Source organism: Marinobacterium sp. xm-g-48 (assembly GCF_013282925.1).
Taxonomy (GTDB): domain Bacteria; phylum Pseudomonadota; class Gammaproteobacteria; order Pseudomonadales; family Balneatricaceae; genus Marinobacterium_E.
Genome location: NZ_WBYQ01000003.1, coordinates 34,495 through 53,741, shown reverse-complemented (window position 1 = coordinate 53,741; position 19,247 = coordinate 34,495). Strand labels below are relative to the sequence as shown.

21 protein-coding genes are annotated in these 19,247 nt (G+C 48.8%); 7 read left to right on the top strand and 14 right to left on the bottom strand.

The window, feature by feature from the left end; genetic code table 11:
* Positions 1 to 21: 21 nt before the first annotated feature.
* Both XMG48_RS06300 and XMG48_RS06295 read right to left on the bottom strand, forming a co-directional pair.
* Complete coding sequence (locus XMG48_RS06300; RefSeq protein ID WP_173481222.1) at positions 22 to 789, bottom strand: 3-hydroxyacyl-CoA dehydrogenase; 768 nt, start codon at positions 787 to 789, stop codon at positions 22 to 24.
* Between the two features lie 16 nt (positions 790 to 805).
* Complete coding sequence (locus tag XMG48_RS06295) at positions 806 to 1,576, bottom strand: crotonase/enoyl-CoA hydratase family protein (protein WP_173481221.1); 771 nt, start codon at positions 1,574 to 1,576, stop codon at positions 806 to 808.
* Between the two features lie 207 nt (positions 1,577 to 1,783).
* Between XMG48_RS06295 and XMG48_RS06290 the strand changes: the two genes are divergently transcribed.
* From XMG48_RS06290 to pobA, 3 genes are all read left to right on the top strand, one after another.
* Positions 1,784 to 2,254: a MarR family winged helix-turn-helix transcriptional regulator gene (locus XMG48_RS06290; RefSeq protein ID WP_173481220.1), complete on the top strand. Its 471-nt coding sequence runs from the start codon at positions 1,784 to 1,786 to the stop codon at positions 2,252 to 2,254.
* 4 nt (positions 2,255 to 2,258) lie between these two features.
* Positions 2,259 to 3,158, top strand: a complete 900-nt coding sequence (locus XMG48_RS06285; protein WP_173481219.1) for a helix-turn-helix domain-containing protein — start codon at positions 2,259 to 2,261, stop codon at positions 3,156 to 3,158.
* A gap of 110 nt (positions 3,159 to 3,268) precedes the next feature.
* Positions 3,269 to 4,480: a 4-hydroxybenzoate 3-monooxygenase gene (gene pobA / locus XMG48_RS06280; protein WP_217362084.1), complete on the top strand. Its 1,212-nt coding sequence runs from the start codon at positions 3,269 to 3,271 to the stop codon at positions 4,478 to 4,480.
* A 63-nt stretch (positions 4,481 to 4,543) separates the two neighbouring features.
* On the opposite strand, the gene XMG48_RS06275 is transcribed toward pobA, so the two are convergent.
* From XMG48_RS06275 to XMG48_RS06265, 3 genes are all read right to left on the bottom strand, one after another.
* Positions 4,544 to 5,719, bottom strand: a complete 1,176-nt coding sequence (locus tag XMG48_RS06275; protein ID WP_371731454.1) for a YbfB/YjiJ family MFS transporter — start codon at positions 5,717 to 5,719, stop codon at positions 4,544 to 4,546.
* A 79-nt stretch (positions 5,720 to 5,798) separates the two neighbouring features.
* Positions 5,799 to 6,707 (bottom strand): DMT family transporter, encoded by a 909-nt coding sequence (locus XMG48_RS06270; RefSeq protein ID WP_173481217.1) that lies wholly within the window; start codon positions 6,705 to 6,707, stop codon positions 5,799 to 5,801.
* Between the two features lie 80 nt (positions 6,708 to 6,787).
* Positions 6,788 to 8,287 carry a CoA-acylating methylmalonate-semialdehyde dehydrogenase gene (locus XMG48_RS06265; RefSeq protein WP_173481216.1) on the bottom strand — a complete coding sequence of 500 codons (1,500 nt, stop codon included), beginning with the start codon at positions 8,285 to 8,287 and terminating at the stop codon, positions 6,788 to 6,790.
* Between the two features lie 111 nt (positions 8,288 to 8,398).
* Between XMG48_RS06265 and XMG48_RS06260 the strand changes: the two genes are divergently transcribed.
* Complete coding sequence (locus XMG48_RS06260; protein ID WP_173481215.1) at positions 8,399 to 9,277, top strand: LysR family transcriptional regulator; 879 nt, start codon at positions 8,399 to 8,401, stop codon at positions 9,275 to 9,277.
* A gap of 5 nt (positions 9,278 to 9,282) precedes the next feature.
* Entirely contained in the window at positions 9,283 to 10,224 is a 942-nt protein-coding gene (locus XMG48_RS06255; protein WP_173481214.1) for a ketopantoate reductase family protein, read from the top strand.
* 8 nt (positions 10,225 to 10,232) lie between these two features.
* On the opposite strand, the gene XMG48_RS06250 is transcribed toward XMG48_RS06255, so the two are convergent.
* Complete coding sequence (locus XMG48_RS06250; protein ID WP_173481213.1) at positions 10,233 to 10,424, bottom strand: hypothetical protein; 192 nt, start codon at positions 10,422 to 10,424, stop codon at positions 10,233 to 10,235.
* Positions 10,425 to 10,529: 105 nt separating this feature from the next.
* Between XMG48_RS06250 and purU the strand changes: the two genes are divergently transcribed.
* Positions 10,530 to 11,399, top strand: coding sequence for a formyltetrahydrofolate deformylase (purU, locus tag XMG48_RS06245; RefSeq protein WP_173481212.1), 870 nt, complete (start codon positions 10,530 to 10,532; stop codon positions 11,397 to 11,399).
* Here the strand turns inward: purU and XMG48_RS06240 are convergent, their stop codons facing one another.
* From XMG48_RS06240 to XMG48_RS06210, 7 genes are all read right to left on the bottom strand, one after another.
* Positions 11,400 to 12,944 (bottom strand): cryptochrome/photolyase family protein, encoded by a 1,545-nt coding sequence (locus tag XMG48_RS06240; protein WP_173481211.1) that lies wholly within the window; start codon positions 12,942 to 12,944, stop codon positions 11,400 to 11,402.
* A complete protein-coding gene (locus XMG48_RS06235; RefSeq protein WP_173481210.1) occupies positions 12,941 to 13,084 on the bottom strand; it encodes a DUF2256 domain-containing protein in 144 nt (47 codons plus the stop codon). The genes XMG48_RS06240 and XMG48_RS06235 overlap by 4 nt, the downstream gene beginning before the upstream one ends.
* Positions 13,084 to 14,388 (bottom strand): DASH family cryptochrome, encoded by a 1,305-nt coding sequence (locus XMG48_RS06230; protein ID WP_173481209.1) that lies wholly within the window; start codon positions 14,386 to 14,388, stop codon positions 13,084 to 13,086. Before XMG48_RS06230 ends, XMG48_RS06235 begins: the two co-directional genes overlap by 1 nt.
* Positions 14,389 to 14,455: 67 nt before the next feature.
* Complete coding sequence (locus XMG48_RS06225) at positions 14,456 to 15,418, bottom strand: SLAC1 anion channel family protein (protein ID WP_173481208.1); 963 nt, start codon at positions 15,416 to 15,418, stop codon at positions 14,456 to 14,458.
* Between the two features lie 57 nt (positions 15,419 to 15,475).
* The gene (tsaA, locus tag XMG48_RS06220) at positions 15,476 to 16,156 is read right to left on the bottom strand and encodes a tRNA (N6-threonylcarbamoyladenosine(37)-N6)-methyltransferase TrmO (RefSeq protein ID WP_173481207.1); all 681 of its coding nucleotides are present in this window, start codon (positions 16,154 to 16,156) and stop codon (positions 15,476 to 15,478) included.
* Between the two features lie 4 nt (positions 16,157 to 16,160).
* Positions 16,161 to 16,976 carry an SDR family oxidoreductase gene (locus XMG48_RS06215; RefSeq protein WP_173481206.1) on the bottom strand — a complete coding sequence of 272 codons (816 nt, stop codon included), beginning with the start codon at positions 16,974 to 16,976 and terminating at the stop codon, positions 16,161 to 16,163.
* Between the two features lie 60 nt (positions 16,977 to 17,036).
* Positions 17,037 to 17,735, bottom strand: coding sequence for a ComF family protein (locus XMG48_RS06210; protein ID WP_173481205.1), 699 nt, complete (start codon positions 17,733 to 17,735; stop codon positions 17,037 to 17,039).
* A gap of 99 nt (positions 17,736 to 17,834) precedes the next feature.
* Between XMG48_RS06210 and bioD the strand changes: the two genes are divergently transcribed.
* The gene (gene bioD, locus XMG48_RS06205; protein ID WP_173481204.1) at positions 17,835 to 18,497 is read left to right on the top strand and encodes a dethiobiotin synthase; all 663 of its coding nucleotides are present in this window, start codon (positions 17,835 to 17,837) and stop codon (positions 18,495 to 18,497) included.
* On the opposite strand, the gene XMG48_RS06200 is transcribed toward bioD, so the two are convergent.
* Positions 18,486 to 19,244, bottom strand: a complete 759-nt coding sequence (locus tag XMG48_RS06200) for an alpha/beta fold hydrolase (protein WP_173481203.1) — start codon at positions 19,242 to 19,244, stop codon at positions 18,486 to 18,488. The two genes, bioD and XMG48_RS06200, sit on opposite strands and share 12 nt — an antisense overlap.
* Positions 19,245 to 19,247 lie beyond the last annotated feature (3 nt).

Below are 19,247 nucleotides of genomic sequence, written 5' to 3'. Positions count from 1 at the left end.
TAACTTACCTCTGCTTAATGATTATTTGGCGGCCATGCGGATCGCACCATCAAGGCGGATCACTTCACCGTTTAACATCTGGTTTTCGATGATCTGCTGTGCAAGCATTGCAAACTCATCTGGATTACCAAGACGTGAAGGGAAAGGTACAGATGCCCCAAGCGCTGCCTGAACCTCTTCAGGTAGTTCGTCCATCAGCGGTGTGCGGAATAGACCTGGAGCAACCGTCATGATGCGGATGCCAAGTTTCGCTAGTTCACGCGCTAGTGGTAGTGTCATTGCTGCTACACCGGCTTTAGATGCAGAGTAAGCCGCCTGACCAATCTGACCATCAAATGCAGCAACCGATGCCGTGTTGACAATCACACCGCGCTCGCCAGAATCACCTGGTTCGTTGTTCTGCATGACGTTCGCAGCCAAACGTGCAATGTTGAATGTACCGACTAGGTTGATGTTTACAATGCGCTGGAAGCTCGCAAGGTCGTGTGGGCCATCACGGCCAACCAGACGTTTAGCACCGCCAACACCAGCACAGTGAACAACCCCTGAGAGTGCACCAAACTTAGCTGTTGCTGCTTCAATACACGCGCTTACAGAAGCTTCATCAGAGACGTCAGTTTTACAAAAGATCGCCGAGTCGCCCAAATCGGCTGCAACACGGTTGCCGCCTGCTTCATTGATATCTGCGATACATACCTTGCCACCCATCGCACTTAGACGACGTGCCACTGCTTCACCAAGGCCTGAGCCAGCGCCAGTCACTAGAAATAGTTTATCTGCAATCTGCATAGTGAACTCCGGCCGCTTACTGCTGTGGCTGTTTTTTACGGTTTAGGAATTTCTCTAGACGAGCAACAACGTCTGGGTGAGTCTGTGTAATACCGCAAAGTAGAGACTCAGTGTACATGCCGTCGTCATGAGACATGCTGTCGATGTGACGAAGGCCTGTTGTCATAGCCCAGTTTGAGTAGGGTGAGTTGGTGGCAATGTGTGCTGCTAGCTCTTTTGCTTTCTCCAGTGACTGGCCATTTTCAACAACGTAGTGTGATAGGCCTAGGCGGTAGCCCTCCTCAGCGTCGACATCACGACCCGTTAGCATCATCTCAGTCATGCGGCCGGCACCGATAACGCGTGCAACGTTACGTGATGCACCACCACCCACGAAGATACCGTGGCGGCCTTCTGGTAGGCGGTAGTAAGTGCCTTTTTCAGAAACACGAACGTGTGCACAGGTTGCTAGCTCAAGGCCACCACCGATAACAGCACCCTGCATAGCGGCAATTACTGGAAGGCCTGAGTTTTGAATATGTCCAAAGGTGCGGTGCCACATGTTTGAGTGCTTAACAACATCTAGGCCTTGGCGTGCTTTGTGTTCCGCAAGATCAAGACCTGAACAGAACTCTGGGCCAGCACCCGAGAAAATCACGACACGTACATCTTCAGGCATGGTGATAAATACCTGTTCGATCTCAAGACACAGTTCGTCGTTGATCGCGTTTTTCTTCTCAGGACGGTTAAGGTGTAGGTGGCCGATGCCGTCTTCAACAGTGAACTGGATGTAAGTGTAGTTGCTCATAAGAAGCCTCATTTTGTTTGGGTGCTATGAAGCACAGTGTCTGTCTGATATTTGTTTATCATATAAACAATTAAAGGGCTCAGCAATATGCTTTGGTCTAAAACTGTTTAGTAACTAAACAATTTTAATTTAAGTACAAAGTGTGTTTACAATATCCCTATCTTTTTAAGTGCTTTATAGCTGCTGTATTAGTGTTAAGGGTAAAGAATGGCGAGTCGTTCAAAACGTAAAAATGAATTAGATGTGGATCTTGGCCTATTGGGGAGCTCCCTAGGTTACCACCTGCGTCGTGCTCAGCTTGCTGCCTTTAATGGGTTTTCCAAAGGTTGTGCTGAGTTAGGCATCAGTCCAGGTCTGTTTTCAGTGTTGGAAATTGTTTACCGCAACCCTGGCCTGACGCAGACCGCAGTGGCGAATACCCTTGGTACTGACCGTTCGGCTATGGTCGCAGCGATCGATAAGCTAGAAAAAATGAATCTGCTAGAGCGTTGTGCTGCCGAGAATGACAGACGATCCTATGCGCTCAGAATGACTGAGCATGGCAACGAGTGGTACCAAGCGGCAGAGAAGAAGGTGCAGGCTAACGAAGAGGCCTTCTATGAGCCGTTACAAGATTCAGAGCGCGAACTACTGGTCGATATGCTGACTCGTTTATCGAATCGAGCTGAGGCTCAGTAAAAGCATGACCGCCTCAACGAGCATGAATCCCATTCCCCAGTTTGGGCTCTACGGTGAATCCAATATTGATGATCCGGTGTTTGTGCATGTTGAGAACATAGCCAGTCGCAGTCGCGATAATGGTTGGTCTATTCAACCACACCGACATGGACGAATGTTCCAAATCATTTTTGTCTTTGATGGCATGGCTGACGTCACTATCGATGATCATAATCACTCTTTGACAGGCCCCTTTGCGATTTCATTGCCTGCCGGTGTTGTACATGGCTTTCGATTCTCGCCCGAAACTGAGGGTGTCGTGCTGACATTGGCAGAACCGCTGTTGACCAACGAGTCCTATGAGCGTTGTGAACCCTATTTTGGTTCCCTGTTTGCTGGTGCATCGGTGATCTCTCTAGTCGGTCAAGAGCGCATTGTTCAGGAGATTCAGGGTTACTTAGGCATGATCGAGCGGGAACTGGCCTCTGTCGATATGGGGCACTCATTGGTCTCGGAATGGTTAGCCCGAGCGACGTTGATGCAGCTGCGCCGTTTGCTAGTCACTGATGCTGATAGCGCGCCATCACTTCAAGCCGCCAAACCGGTAATACGATACCGAAAACTGATCGAACAACACCTCTATGACCACCTGTCGGTAGAGCAGTATGCGTCGTTTATCGGTATCTCTGCTGATCATCTTAACCGCCTCTGTAAACAGGAGGTGGGTAAAACCGCCAAGGCGATGGTGCAAGAGCGATTGCTGTTGGAAGCCAAGCGCCGTCTGGTGTTCACCCGTGGTAGTGTCGAAGAGTTAGCCTTTGATCTGGGCTTTAAAGATCCTGCCTACTTCTCGCGTTTCTTCAAGAAACTCACTGATCAAACCCCTGCTGTCTACCGTAGTTCTCATAACTACGACTCTAATTAAGATCGGAAAAGTACTATTAATGATCGTTAATGGCCCTGTTGGGAGCAGAGCCGTCGGTCCATTATGTTTGAACGATTTTGAATCATCTCGAGAGCAGAATAATGAAAACATTGAAGACACAAGTAGCGATCATTGGTGGCGGCCCTTCGGGTCTGTTGTTAGGACAACTGTTACACAAGAAAGGGATCTCTAACGTCATACTTGAACGTGTAACAGGTGATTACGTATTGGGTCGTATCCGCGCAGGTATCCTTGAGCAGGGCTTTGCAGATCTAGTCCGTGAAGCCGGTGTTGCTGAAAACATGGACAAGTGTGGTCACGTTCATGAAGGTGTCGTCATTGCAGTAAATGGTGAAAATCATCGTATCGACCTTAAAGGTTTGACAGGCGGTGACGTCGTTGTCTGTTACGGTCAGGTCGATATTACTGAAGACCTAATGGCTGCTCGTGAAGCAACTGAAGGCTTGGATACTTACTATGAAGCATCGGATGTTCAGCCACATGATGTGAAGAGTGATAATCCTTATGTGACATTCACTCACGGTGGAGAAGAGTACCGTCTTGAGTGTGACTTCATCGCGGGTTGTGATGGCTTCCACGGCGTTTCACGTCAAACGATTCCTGAAGATGTACGTACTGAGCACGAGCGTGTCTACCCATTCGGTTGGTTAGGTCTACTGGCTGATGTGCCTCCATGTCACGATGAGCTTATTTATGCGAAATCAGAGCGTGGCTTTGCCCTAGCATCACAGCGCTCACCAACTCGTTCACGTTACTACATTCAGGTACCTTTGACTGACAAGGTTGAAGATTGGTCTGATGAAGCGTTCTGGGAAGAGCTTAAAAAGCGCCTACCTAAAGAGGCGGCTGACAATGTTACTACTGGACCAGCACTTGAGAAGTCTATTGCACCGCTCCGTTCATTTGTTTGTGAGCCAATGCAGTACGGCAATCTTTTCCTAGTCGGTGATGCGGCACACATCGTACCGCCAACAGGCGCTAAAGGTCTTAACCTGGCTGCTTCTGATGTGGCAACGCTATACAAGATTCTGACTAAAGTTTATGAAACGGGTGATCGTAAATACATTGATCAGTACTCTGAAATCGCACTGCGCCGCGTTTGGCACGGTGAACGTTTCAGCTGGATGATGACTAACATGCTTCACGACTTTGGTGACGAAGTTAGCGATGCAGGTACTGATCCAGAAATGCGTCAGCGCTTTATGGATTCTGAGCTCAGCTACTTCATGAACTACGAAAATGGTCGTCGTGTTATTGCCGAGCAGTATGTAGGTCTTCCTTACGAAGATGTAAAAGAGTAATTTTACGCATCTGCTAAAAACGCCAGGCTGCTTAGTTGCAGCCTGGCGTTTTTATTTGGTCATTCACTTCAGGTTATAGCCAATCTTATGCAGGAACAGCATGCCTGCAATCATCACAACCAATGCTCCAAGAAGTGCTCCAAGGTAGGAGCCAGATAGGTCTGCAACGTAACCGGCAAAAATCGGTGCAACGATCTGAGCAACCCCAAAGCTGATGGTCAGTTTTGCCATCGCTTTCGCTGGGTTGTAGGGGAATGCGCGTCCGACAATGGCCAGCGTTAAGCTGACGATTCCGGCAAAGGTGCCTCCCCAACAAGCGGCGGCAATGAAACTGGCCAAACTTTGGTCGGTCACAAGCGGCAAGATAAACGAAATGATTTGAATGATGTAGGCCAATTGCAGGGCTTGTATCTGTCCAATGCGGTTAGCTACCTTGTCCCAGATCAGTGCCGACGGCGCCGCACAAAGCCCCACGATGACCCACACCCAACCACCTTTGCCTGCTAACTGGGGTGTGTTTTGTAAAATATCGATAATGAACGTGGCACTGATCACGTAACCAACACCGGCACAGAAATAGGTGGCGATCAGTAGGTTCATAAACCGTGAATCAGGCTCTTCAGTTTGATTTGACGTACCTGCTTCAAATTTAGGTGGGTAGGGCATCCAAAGCCAAGCTGGAATTAGAAACACAGCGCCCATCAATGCAAGGTCTTGCCACTGTTGATCCCAGCTTAGATCGGCCGAAAATAGGGCTGTGATCAAACCGGTAAAGACAATACCGATGCCCATGCCGATGAAATGGACCCCTAATTGTGGCTTGAAATGATTGGCGCGCAACCAGTTTATGACCAGTCCAGAGGCGAGCAGCAGCCCCGCGGTACTGGAGATGCCAGAGAGAAATCTGAGTATTGACCAGAGCAGGTGATCCTCTGTAAGGCCAGTACCATACGTAGTGACCGTCGCAAGAATTAGATAAAAACGGTAGAGATGAAGTTTTGCTGACAGCTCTTTGATATTCGCCGCTAAGATAGCTCCGACTAAATAGCCGATGTAGTTGTAGGTTGCTAACCAGCCTCCCACTAACTTTGAGAGATCTGTCTGCTCTAGCATTTGCGGTAGCAGAGGTGTGTAAGCGAATCGAGCTATGCCAACCGTCAGGATCATTGAACAGATGCCAGCAAAGATAACTTTGTTGCGCTCAATGATTAAATGTCTGTTTGAATCTGTGCTGCTCACAATGCTCAATTCCTAAAGGTGATCGATCACTCTAATGCGAAAAAGTAGATAAATGTATTAAACCTTTAGTGCATCGATTTTAAGATGCGGAATGCCCATTGGATCTTAGTCGTTTCGATTTACAGAAAACCTTTAACAATAGGTCTGCTCTGGATATGAAAACCGCGAGCAGAATCAACGTGCAACCAAGTAGTTGTGACGCGGACATCGTCTCCTTCAGCCAAATCATACCTAAGATAGCCACCCAAACAGGCTCCAATGTCAGGATCAGAGCACCTCGGCTTGCGGGGCCAAGTTTCAGTGAGTAGGTCTGAACAAAAAAGCGCAGACTGGTCCCAATTAACACACTGGCAAGAAACCAGCCTAGAATCGAGATCTCGGCGTTAATGGTCCAGCTTTCGGTTAATAATGAGATCGGCAACAGAACAGCGCCCGCTGTCAGCAGTTGAATCGACGTCAGTGCTCTTAATGGTGTTTTACCGGCGGCGCGACTATTGATGTTTAGGTAGATTGCAAAAGAGATTGCTGACGCTAAGTAGTACCACTCACCCAAACCAAAGACAAAGTTAGATGTTAAGGTGAGAAAAGCAGCACCGATCACAGCAACCGGCACCGCGAACCAGGCAAAACGTGTGGGTTGGTCACCAAATAGTGGCGCCAAAAGAGGTGCAAAAATGGCACCTAAACTGGTCAGAAACGCGCCGATTCCGATATGAGTTCCGTGGAACAGGCCTAATATCCAAAACCCTAGGCCTGCGGCAAATATCACACCAACCAAGGTCACCCGCGAAAGGTCACGTAAGGTGAAGAGTAACAACTCACTGCGTGCGAACAGGGCAATCAGGAGCCCCGCCAACATAAATCGACAGCCCATGAATAGAATGGGTTCAAGACCTAGCAGAACCTCTTTAGAGAATATCCAGCTAATGGCAGCTAACAGGGAGGCCAGCAGCATGAGTAGGTCAGATTTAAGGTATTGAGGGTTCAATGTGTGATCTCGTAAGGTTGAGTGGATAGCATAAACAAAAAAGACGACCCAAGGGTCGTCTTTTTGTTGCTCAATGAAGATTACTTCATTGTTGGCATTGTGAACTCTGGACCAGCACTTAGACCGGTTGGCCAGCGAGCTGTGATTGTCTTCATGCGAGTGTAGAAGCGAACGCCGTCTGGACCGTGCATGTGCAGTGGACCGAATAGCGAACGTTTCCAGCCACCGAAGCTGTGGAATGCCATAGGTACTGGGATTGGCACGTTGACACCGACCATGCCCACTTGTACGTTTTCACAGAAGTTACGAGCCGTGTCACCGTCACGTGTGAAGATGGCCGTGCCGTTACCGTATTCGTGATCGTTGATTAGGTTCAGAGCTTCTTCATAGCTGTTAACACGAACAACCGCTAGCACAGGGCCGAAGATCTCTTCGTTGTAGATGCGCATGCCAGGCTTAACATTATCGAACAGCGTTGGGCCAACGAAGTAACCATTGTCGTGATCAACCACTTTGAAGTTACGGCCATCAACAACAAGCGTTGCACCTTCTTCTACACCTGAATCGATGTAACCCAATACTTTGTCAGCGTGTACACGGCTCACTAGAGGACCCATGTGTGGCTCTGGAGTCGACATACCGTTACCAACAGTCATACCGTCGATAGCAGCCGTTAGATCTTTGATCATGTGATCAGCTACTTCGTCGCCGACACAGACAGCAACAGAGATCGCCATACAACGCTCGCCTGCAGAACCGTAAGCAGCACCCATTAGAGAGTTAACAACTTGAGATGGCTCAGCATCTGGCATAACGATCATGTGGTTTTTAGCACCGCCCAGTGCTTGTACACGTTTACCGTGTGCGCTTGCAGTTGAGTAGATGTACTCAGCGATTGGCGTAGAACCTACGAAGCTTACAGCTTGAATGCGCTCATCTGTTAGAAGCACGTCGACCGCTTCTTTGTCACCGTTAACGATGTTGAATACACCATCTGGAAGACCTGCTTCAGTTAGAAGCTCAGCTAGACGCATAGTCGTCGTTGGATCTTTCTCAGAAGGTTTCATTACGAAGGTGTTACCGCAGGCAATTGCTACCGGGAACATCCACATTGGAACCATTGCTGGGAAGTTGAATGGGCTGATACCCGCACAAACACCCATAGGCATCATCTGACTGTAACTATCGACACCGGTACCAACATTTAAGCTGTGTTCGCCTTTTTGAAGGTGAGGGATACCACAAGCGAACTCTACAACTTCAAGCCCACGAGTCAGTTCACCTTTGGCGTCAGAGAATACTTTGCCGTGCTCAGAGACAATTAATTCTGCCAGTTCATCCGAGTGCTTCTCTACCAGCTCTTTGAATTTGAACATGACTCGAGCGCGGTTAAGTGGAGTCACTTTGCTCCAGGTTTTGAATGCTTCTTGAGCATTTGCAATCGCTGTACGTGTCTCATCAGCAGATGAAAGTGAAACCTCTTTCGATTGAGCGCCTGTCGCCGGATTGAATACTGGTGCCGTGCGACCTGAGTTAGAAGCGACTGTTTTGCCGCCGATGTAATTTCCTACAATAGACATGATGCTCTCCTGATTCTGTTTAACACCATTAAGCAACATCATATTTGTTATAACAATAGAAAATATTTTCTGTATGATATTTCAAAAATGATATTTCATGGTGGCTTTTTTATGCGTAACTTAACGTTTAATTGGGAAGATGCACGTTACTTTCTTGCCGTTGCTAGGGCTGGGCAGATGGGCAAGGCGGCCGCGAGCCTCAACATCTCGACGATTACATTGTCGCGTCATCTATCCTATCTACAGCAACGTACCGGTACGCCACTCTTCACCCGTCTCAGTAGAGGCCTTAAATTAACGGATGAGGGGTTGCGTTTGATGCACTATCTTGAACGCGCTGAGGCGGAAATAGAGGCGGCTTCAGAAATTTTTCGAGGCCCAACAAATTCAGTCAGTGGTACGGTCCGAATCGCCGCTCCAGAGGGGTTCGCTCTTCGTGTGCTGACACCGCAACTCAACGCACTATTAGAAGCTAATCCTGATCTCAATCTCGAAATTGTCCCTCAATCACGCGGTTTCTCGTTATCACGTCGTGAGGCCGATATTGCCGTGATGGTCGGTAAACCTACCGAGCCAAATCTGGACTCTATCTGTTTGGGTAGCTATAGCCTTGGGCTCTATGCATCTCGACCGTACCTTGATAAGTTTGGAGTGCCCAAAGACATTGAGGGTTTAGCTAATCACAGATTGATAGGCTATGTAGAGGATCTTCTTTTCTCAGATAAATTGAACACGCCTAGGTCAGTCTGGTCGCAATGGCATTCACAAGCGGCAATCTACTCTCCCATTGGTCAAGTAGAGGCCGTTAAAGCAGGATTAGGGGTAGGGGTATTGCATCGCTTTCTCATAAAAGAGACGGATGATTTAATTAGACTCATTCCTGAGATTGAGGTTCAGCGTGAGTTCTATCTTGTCTATCACCAAAGTACCGAGAAGGTACCTCGAATCGGTGCTACCCTCGAATTTATGAAGGGATTAAAAGTTGAGTAGTGTCTATGAATGATGTCATGATTCTAGGGGCGGGTGCATTAGGTGCTTTTGTCGGTGGTTGTATTGCCAAAGCGGGTTACAGCGTTCAGTTGGTCAATCGTTCCAGTAGCAATGCCGAAGTGATCAACGCTCAGGGGCTCAAAGTTGAAACCAGTGATGATACCTTTGTTGTTCACCCTGATGCGGTGCAGTTAGAGCACGCGTGTGATGCTCGTTTTGTACTGCTGTTCACTAAAACCTACCAGAGTGAAGAGGCCATTAAGGCCGTGCAAGCGAAACTGTCATCTTCATCGATCATCGTGACGCTTCAAAACGGTTTGGGTAATGGTCGGCGAATCGCTGAGCATGTTAAGCAGTCTGTCATTCATGGCGTTACGATGATTCCCGCAACTCAGGTTGAGCCTGGCTTTGTTCGCTCGCACGGGTTTAGCGATACTTGGTTTGGCCCACTCAATCCCAATGATCAGCATGCGCTTTCTGCAGCGATTGAGTTGGAGAAAATATTAACAGAGGCGGGTATTACCGCTGCCAATGTCGATCAGCCTTTGAACAAGATCTGGCAGAAGGCCTGTTTCAATGTCGCTATGAACGGAGTTTGTGCTTTAACTGATGCCGGCCCGGGTATTGTTAATGACACTAAGGCGTTGAAGCGGGAAGCTCACGCGTTGGCCGATGAGGCTGTCAGCGTCGCGAACGCAATGAATGTGACTGTGGATACAGAGGCGCTGCATAACCTAATCAACTTCGCTTGTGCCGAACACCGCTTTCATCAGCCCTCTATGTTGCAGGACGTGCGGGCGGGCCGCTTAACAGAGGTCGATTCGTTGAATGGATTTGTTGTTGAACAAGCGAAGCGGTTGGGTGTTTCGGTTCCCAAAAATGAGCTAATGACGGCACTCATATTGGCACGCCAGATTTCATCTGAGTTCTGGTCAGGAGTGAAGTAACTGAGTGGCTACAACTCTTTAGGATAGGTGTGAATCAATCGCCAGTAGGTGTATCCAAACAGACCCGTAGCGAGTATTGACCAGAATGGGGCAGCACCCCAAAAGAACCACTCGGCTGCAGCCCAAAGTCCTGTAAATATGACAGTACCGTAGCGGCGCGCTTTGGGTTTGAAAAAAGCTAGGTCATCGTCGCGAATCACAATTTGTATCCTTAGGTGGATTGCATATAAAAACGAAGCGTTTATTCTAAACGCATATTAGATATTCGAGCTAATTAAGTTCGATCTGCACAATTAGGAAACAGCGTGTCTACGTCACATCATTACACACTCAAGGTTGAGTGTCCCGGCCGTACTGGATTGGTGGCCGCAATCACTACTTTTTTAGCGAATCGTGATTTTTTCATTGTCGAAATGAAGCAGTTTGATGACGAGGTGTCGGGTCGTTTTTTCAGCCGTTTAGAGTTTACTACTCACACGCCATTGGATTTAGACCTGATAGCCGACGAGTTTAATCGTGAAGTTGCGGATGCGTTAGAGATGAACGCTCAGTGGCGCAGCGCTAAAGCGCCCATGAAAACTCTGATACTGGTTTCGCAACACGATCACTGTCTGATGGAGCTGCTCTACCAGCAGAAACGTGGTGAGCTCAATATCGAAGTGACAGGCATTCTGTCTAACCACCCAGACCTTGAGCCTGTCGCCAATTTCTACGGCTTAGATTTCGAGTTGTTGCCTACCCTGGAGACAAAACTTGAGACCAAAGCTGCTCGTGAAAAGCGCATTCTGCAAGCGTTCAAAGAGACAGGTTCTGAGTTGGTGATACTGGCTCGATACATGCAGATTCTGTCGCCAGAGCTCTGTTCGGCGTTGGCAGGGCAGTGCATCAATATACACCACTCATTCTTGCCAGGCTTCAAGGGCGCTAGACCCTATTTCCAAGCCTATGATCGCGGTGTGAAACAGATTGGTGCGACCGCTCACTATGTTACTTCTGATCTTGATGAAGGTCCGATCATCGAACAAGAGGTGGGTCGTGTTGATCACAGTTTTGGCCCTGATGACTTGCGAGATATGGGTCGTAACATGGAGAATCTGGCGTTATCCAAAGCCGTTCGTGCTCACACCGAACAGCGCGTCTTTGTGAATGGCCTTAAAACGGTCGTTCTCTCTTAGTTACAACGCATTTAGGTTCTGCAAATAGTGCTCGGCTGTTTGCAGAATCTCTGTTTTCTCCTCTTCAGGCTTTTTATCCCAGTTACGATAGACCATCGCGGTGCGTGGGTTGTTGCTGAAACGGCTGGCGTGGCGATGTTGGAAGTGCCAATAGAGGCTATTGAATGGGCAGCTGTTATCCCCCGAGCGTTGTTTCACATCGTAGTGACACCCTTTGCAGTAGTCGCTCATTCGGTTGATGTACTGCCCTGATCCTGAGTAGGGCTTTGAGGCTAATAAGCCGCCGTCGGCAAACTGACTCATACCGCGAGTGTTGGGCATCTCTACCCACTCAATGGCGTCGATGTAGATGCCTAGATACCATGCATCGACCTGTTTTGGATCAATGCCTGCCATTAGACAGAAGTTCCCTATGACCATTAGCCGCTGAATGTGGTGCGCGTAGGCGTACTCCAGTGACTGATCAATGCACTGGTGCATGCAGCTCATTTTGGTCTTACCATCCCAGAAAAAGTCGGGGAGATTCCGGTCAGCATTTAGGGCATTCATGCTGGGGTATTCAGGTAGATTGATCCAGTAGATGCCACGAACAAACTCGCGCCAACCTAGAATCTGCCTGACAAAGCCCTCTATCTGGGCTAGATCGATACGCTCGGGTTGCTCGCGGTATGCTTGAATGGCACGCTCAATCACCTGAGCTGGTGAGATCATTTTACAGTTCAGAGCGAAGGAGATTCGTGAATGGTAGAGACTCCATTTGTGCTCTGAATTGGCCGTCATCGCATCTTGGAATTTTCCAAAAAGAGGAAGGCCGTGGTTACAGAAAAACTCCAATAGTTCCAACGCTTCACTTCGAGTGATTGGCCAGACGAGTTGTTTGCCCATCTCACCAAAGTAGTTGATGCCGTGTCGATCCAAACGGTTTCGAATATCATCTGTGTTGTGAGCAAACACCAGGGGTTCTGGAATGTCCGCAAGATCCGCTTTTTTAAACGCTTTTTGGTTCTCGGTATCGTAATTCCAACGTCCGCCCTCGGGCTCTTTGCCCTGCATTAGGTAGCCGTGTTTAACCCGCATGCGTCGGTAGAAGGCCTCCATGCGGTGTCCAGTATTGGGCTTAAACTCTTTGCTAATCGCTTCAAATGGCAGCAGGAAGTGCTCGGTGTCGAATTCACGCAAACCGGTCCCTTCAGGCAGTGACAGGTTACGACACTGTTCAAGAAGACGTATCTCATCGGGTCGCTGATACTCGATCTGTGTAAAGCCGTGGCATTTGATCAAATGGTTGATCAATGAGTCTAGGGATTTAAAATCGGCAGTCTCATCAAGCGTTAAATGAATGACCTGATGACCCGCGCTTTTAAGAGCCTCGGCAAAGCGCTGCATGGCCATAAAAAAAGCGGTGATCTTTTGCAGATGGTGTTTAACGTAATTCTGCTCTTGGTGCAGTTCAGCAATGAGGTAGGTCACCTCGTCCGATTTATCACGAAACCAGCTGTGTTTGGCGTTGAGTTGGTCGCCGAGTACCAGTCTAAGGGTGCTCATCGCTGTTGCTTAGCCTCGCGTCGACAGCGCTCTGAGCAGTACTTCACCTGCTCCCAATCGCGCTCCCACTTTTTGCGCCAGTTGAAGGGCTTTTGGCACTGCTCACAGATTTTGCTTGGTAGATTGAGTTTGTGGTGCATTATTTCATCTCGATGGGCCAGTCGTGGTAGTCGACACGATCGATTGGCAGCATCATCTCTTCACCGCCCCAGCGCTTTATAAATAGCCCCTCGGGGTCATAGGTTTGTGTCTGCTTCGCTAGATTTAATTGTCGATGGCCGCGCGGATCTGCACCAACGCCACCTAGGTACTGCCAATTCCCCCAGTTGCTGGCCAGATCAAAGTCGATCAGTGCCTCTTCAAAGTAGGCCGCACCGTAACGCCAGTCAATGCCAAGCTCATGCACTAAGCAGCTCGCCACCAGCTGTCTGGCGCGATTGGATTGATAACCCGTTGCTTTTAACTGACGCATAGCAGCGTTGACGATCGGGTAGGGGGTGGTGCCTTCAATCCAGGACTTCATTCGTTCTGGGTAGAAGGAGGTTAAGGGTTTACGATTAAAAGGCCCTGTCTGGTGATAGATCTTGTTGCCCCACTTGTGGGCGTACCACTGGAAATAGTCACGCCACAGCAGTTCAAAAAATATCCAGTAGGTCGAGTCATTTGCAACCACATCTTCCTCATAACGATTCAGCCTCTCAATGATGCGCTTGGGTGACAATACCCCTAGCGCTAACCAGGGACTGAATTTAGTCGAGCACGCCCACTCATCCAGACCATTCCTAGTCTCCTTGTAGGTGGCGGGTAGATCACTGGAGAAATAGTGTTCGAGATGGTCTAACGCGCTCTGCTCAGAACCGTTGAAGGCATTCTCGCTAGAGCAATCAATGTTGAATGTGGAACCCTGTTTATCGCCGAGAGGAGGTAGGCTGTCAGGTTCAGCAATACGGGCATCAACCTCGATCGACTCTATCTTCTTTCTAAAGGGGGTGAAGCTATCCGGCAGTTCCGCTAGGGCAAAGGGAAGTTGTCGCTCACCGTAAAGAGTGTGCGTCTCTAACACTGTTATCACTAGGTGCGGAAAGCGTGATGCGATCTCTTTAAGAGCGCTCTGCTCATAGCTGCCAGTGTGTCGAGAGGTGACTAAATGCTCGACTTGATCACGTAAAATGACCTGGCTTAACGCTTCGACGTAATCGCTTTCAATCACTTCTAACGCCTGGTTCAGCAGGCTAAGTTTGCTGTGCAAGCTTGACAGTGCTTGGTTTAAAAACTGTTGGCGATGCTTACCGATTCCTTTGAAACCAAATCGATTGGTGCGCTTATCCCTGGGGTGTTGGATGAAGAGACAGGTTAGCTGTTCGCTGTTACGGGCTTTATTAAAGACGGGGTTGTCATCAAGGCGTAAGTTGTTGGTGAACCAGAGCAGTGTGTGTCGATACATGGGGCGATCCTATGGTTGAATCTTTGATACGCACTGCTCTGGGCTTTAGAGCACGGAGTGACTGGAATCAATCGGGTTGGAAAATAGATCCTTTGATAGCCGCTTTGACCGTTTTGACAATCAACACCGTTAGCAAAATAGAGACCAGTGTCAGCATCAGGTGGCTCAATGTTTGGAAGAAGAGAGTCTGGCTCTGCTCAAACATGATCAGTGTGCCAATGGTGAAGGCTGCAATTGGGAAAGAGTAGGCCCACCAAGAGACAAAGAAGGGGATTCTTGCAAAACGTGGAAGCTGCGACACAAGTAGCAGAACCAAGAACATCGCCGCGTAGTAGAGGATGTGTGCAAAGTTATCGACAACGCCCTGATTGAGCTTCAAATAGGCAATAAATCCGACCGAGGGCGGCGCGATCATGATAAACAGTGTCGGCAGTAACTTCTCTGGGAGTGGCTCGTGAAAAATGATGCGGTTAAAAACTAATACCTTTAACACAATCCAGTAGACTATTCCGATCGCAAAGAAGAACCAGCTGACCTCGGTAAAGCCCAGCGTAACCCCGCCAATGGGTGCAATGATGTTGCCCACAATCGGGATGAACCAAGCAGGGGTCGTGTGTTGTACCTGCCAGCGAGCGTGGTGTATCCATTGATTCATCAAATAGAGCGTCAAGATCAGTTGGATTGAAGCGCCCATCCACCATACGGCCGTTGCCAGAGGTGTCATGATCTCCGCCATTGCGACCGCGATCAGCATTAAACCGATGGAAAAAGCAGGGAAGAAGCTGATTTTGATGGGGTGATTAAACTCGGCAATCACCTGATGAGCATGACGGCGCATCTTTAATAGGTAGCTGATTGCCAGTGTTGCTAATAGAACGGCCGTAATCACTAACAGTACTTGCCACACAAGGTTAGTAATACCTAGAACCTCAGAGGCTTTTTTCCAAGCGAGGGTTAAGCCACCCATTCCCATTACCGTTGCGAACAGAGCCACCGGCATATGGGCTAGACGAGATGTCACATCATTCATTGTTTAATCCTGTGAAATTAGATGGATCTAATATAAGGGCTAACCTTAATGGCAACATTAAGATTGATCAATTGCTATCACCTCTATGGCATCTCTACTGATCGAAAACTGAATGTTGAAGCGCTCCAAACTGATTCCGTAAATACGTGTCTCATCAGAGTGAAAGGCGGGTCTAGGGTCTTGCCTTAGAACCTCTTCAATGAGTGTCGATAGTTGTGGTTCTTTAGAGATAACCTCTAAGGCCTGATCAGAAAATTGAATAGGTTGATGCAAGGGCTCGGGCTGTTCCATGCCGGGGTAAACGGCATCCGGTAGCGAGTCGGAGTAGGGAATGTAGGGTTTGATATCAAAGACCGGGGTGCCATCCACCAAGTCGATACCCGACAAATTGAGTCGCACACCATTGTGTATATTTATTGAGTCGAGTTTCACAACCGATAACCCCATAGCGTTAGGTCTATGTGTGCTGCGTGTGGCAAACACGCCTAGCTTCTCGTTACCACCTAAACGGGGTGGTCGAGTTAAAGGCTTCCAGCCGGCATTCAGGTTCTCACTGAACTGAAAAATCAGCCAAACGTGAGAGCAGTTCTCTAACCCCCTAACGGCATCAGGATCGTTGTAGGGTGCGACTAATTCCAATACGGCTTTCGCGGAGGGTGCAAGGCCAGGCTGGCGCGGTGCTCCAAACTTCTCTTTGAATGGGGTTTTGATGAAACCGATCGGTTCAATACAGTGCATTCAGTTACATCTCTTCAATCGGTCTATCAGGAACGGCAGCGTCATCGTAGGCCCCCCAAATGGTTTGATCGAACTGAATGACGGATCCCGTCATCATGCCGCTGTCCTCTGAAGCCATCCATAGCACCGCTTTAGCGACCTCATCAGTCTGAAGAATTCTGCCTGCCGGAAGGGTGGCTGCTTTCCGATCAATAAATGAATCATCCCCCGTCTCTTGAGCGATCAGCTCTCGCTCGTGATCAGAGTTCATCCAGCCTATATCGAGCTGATTGACGCGAATTTGGTTTCTTAACAGGGCATAGCCAGAGTTTCTGGTGAGTGTCGCCAAGGCACCTTTTGATGCGCAGTAGGGGGATAGAAAAGGTTGTCCGGCATGTTCTGACATCGATCCAATGTTGATGATGGCTCCTTTGATCTTCTCGCGAATCATCACTTTGACACTCTCTTGCATGAGAAAGAAGGGCGCCTTTGTGTTGATGGCGAACATTTGATCGAACAGTTCTGGAGAGGTCGTCAGTAGGTTGCCTCTATCCGTTAATCCTGCCGCATTCACCAATAGATCAACCCGTCCAAACTGCTGATCGGTCTCGGCCACAATGTTGCGAACCTGGTCTATTTGATCGAGTTCAGCCGCAACAAAATGGGTTTTAATGCCATACTGTTCCGCGATCTCTGAAGAGACCTGTTTGCCTCTGATCTGGTTGCGGCCGGTGATAACAATTCCTGCTGCGCCTGCTTGGGCAAATTGGTGTGCGATGGCTGCGCCCAAGCCTTGAGTGCTGCCTGTAATGATTGCTACTTTTCCATCGATACGGTTCATCAATCTGTCCTAGTTTGATACTGACATCACCATACTGTTAAGAAAGGTTTGTGAAAAGTCTTATCGTCCTGGCGTTCTACAAATACTAATCGCTTCAATGTAAACCGTACCCGCTGCTTTGAGTGCTTCAGATGCTCGGTCAAAGGTGGTCCCGGTGGTATGAATATCATCGATCAATAGGACGTGACTGGGCGCTGGCTGATTGCAGTAGAAGGTCGAACCTAAATTGGTTTTACGTTCTGCACGATTGAGTGAGGCTTGATGGTCTGTTCGACGCTTTTTTTGAAGGGATTGTCGATCAAGGGGGAGCTTTAAATAGCGACTCAAATGTTGGGCAATGATCTCCGCTTGATTAAAGCCACGCAGTGCACAATCGATTGGGTGACTGGGTATCGGTATCAGTGTGGGTTGGGTGCCGAATCGAGAGAGATCGATCTGCTTTGCCAGCAGCTGGCTCATCCAGAAAAGGGGCTCTGGATTCTTTCCCTGTTTGATCTTCTGGAATAGCTCTCGCATGGGGAACTGGTAGATCAGTGGTGATTGTGCGGTATCAAAATGAAACCACTCGCCATAGCAGTCTGGGCAGGATTCGTCTGGTTGATTAAGAGGGTAAGCGCAGACCTGGCAGGGGGTGCTGTTTTTAGCAAGGTCTGCAAAGCAACCCAAACAGAGTGGCTCATTGAACGGTTTGCTTAGTCTGCATAATGGACATTTTGCTGAGTCAAATAGCCACTCAACGATCGACTCTATCTGAAACATCAGTCTGGCCTCCTTGCCTATGATAAATTTAGTTTAGTCAGCGTTTTTAACTCTGTAAAATAGTCGCTCAAACTTAATCTGAAAGGGGCAGTGCGCGGTATGAAGCAGCGTTTTTTTGTGACGGGCACTGAGGTCTCTTCACCCGTCAATGAATTCAGTTGTGCGCTTTTAAAGCAGGCTAATCAGAAAGGGTTTAGCTCTCTGGGTCTTAAGCCCGTTGCGACTGGCTGCAGTGAAGTGGATGGAGAGTTAAAGAGCCAAGAGGCGCTGAATTTAATGGCGTGCTCCTCCATTGAGCTCTCCTATCTTCAGGTGAATCCTTTCTCGCTAGCCGCAAATGCTTCGCCACACATTGCTGCTGAGATGGCGGACGTTAGAATGAGTGCTGATCGAATTAAAGCCTACATGAGCGGTGCACTGATGCGTTCGGTCAACCTGGCATTGGTCGAGGGAGTCAGTGGATGGCGGGCGCCCATCAATGATCGTGAGTCGATGGCTAGCGTCGCACAGGCGCTTGGCTTTTCAGTGATATTGGTCGTCAATCTGAATGAGAATGCGATCAATCAGACCTTGTTAACCGTCGAAGCGATTCGTCGTGATGGTCTCGCTTTGGCCGGCTGGGTCGTGTCACAGACTCAGTGTGACTCTGATGAACGAGCAATCGAGTGGTTGCGCAGAGTGGTTCCAGCGCCTTATTTAGGTTCTCTCGCTAGCGAAGGGGGTGAGTCAGATCGGTTGGATTGGGCGCCACTAGGACTGTAAAAACCGCTCAACAATCTTTGTAAAAAGCGCAGGCTTCTCTGCGTGTGGCCAGTGCCCAGTCCCCTCGATGATTCTGAGTTGAACTTTGGGGAAGCGTTTAACCACCTCGTTTTGGTATTCAGGCTTGATGTAGTCTGATTCGCTGCCTTTGATGAAAAGAGTTGGGCCTAGGTATTCCCCCTCACTCATTGGGCTGGCGATCTGATCATACTCGCGCTCAAGTGCCTCTATGTTCATTCGCCAATCAAACCCAGCCTCTGTGCGATAGAGGTTCTTCAGAAGAAACGCTCGAATACTAGCATTGTCAATGTGATGACTTAGGTGTTGATCAGCCTCGGTTCGGCTTTTGATCTCGTTCAGTGGGACCTGTTTTAGCCCTTTGAACACATCGGTGTGGTGGTGAGGGTATTGCACGGGAGCAATATCAACCACGATTAATCGTGAGACTCGTTCGGGATTATTCAGTGCCAGCTCCATGGCGATCTTTCCGCCCATAGAGTGCCCCAATAGATTAAATTGCTGCAACCCAAGTTGGTCGGCCAGTGCCAGGACGGAGTCTGCAAAGGTGCTGTAGTTAAACTGATCAACCTGAGGAGAGCGGCCATGGTTCAGCATGTCGGGAGCGATGACATCAAACTGCTGTTGCAGTGCTTTGATGGGACCGCCAAGATTTTCCCAGCTGCCGAATAGGCCGTGTAACATCAAAAGCGGTTCACCAGAACCGCTTCGATGAAAGTGCAAGCTCATCGC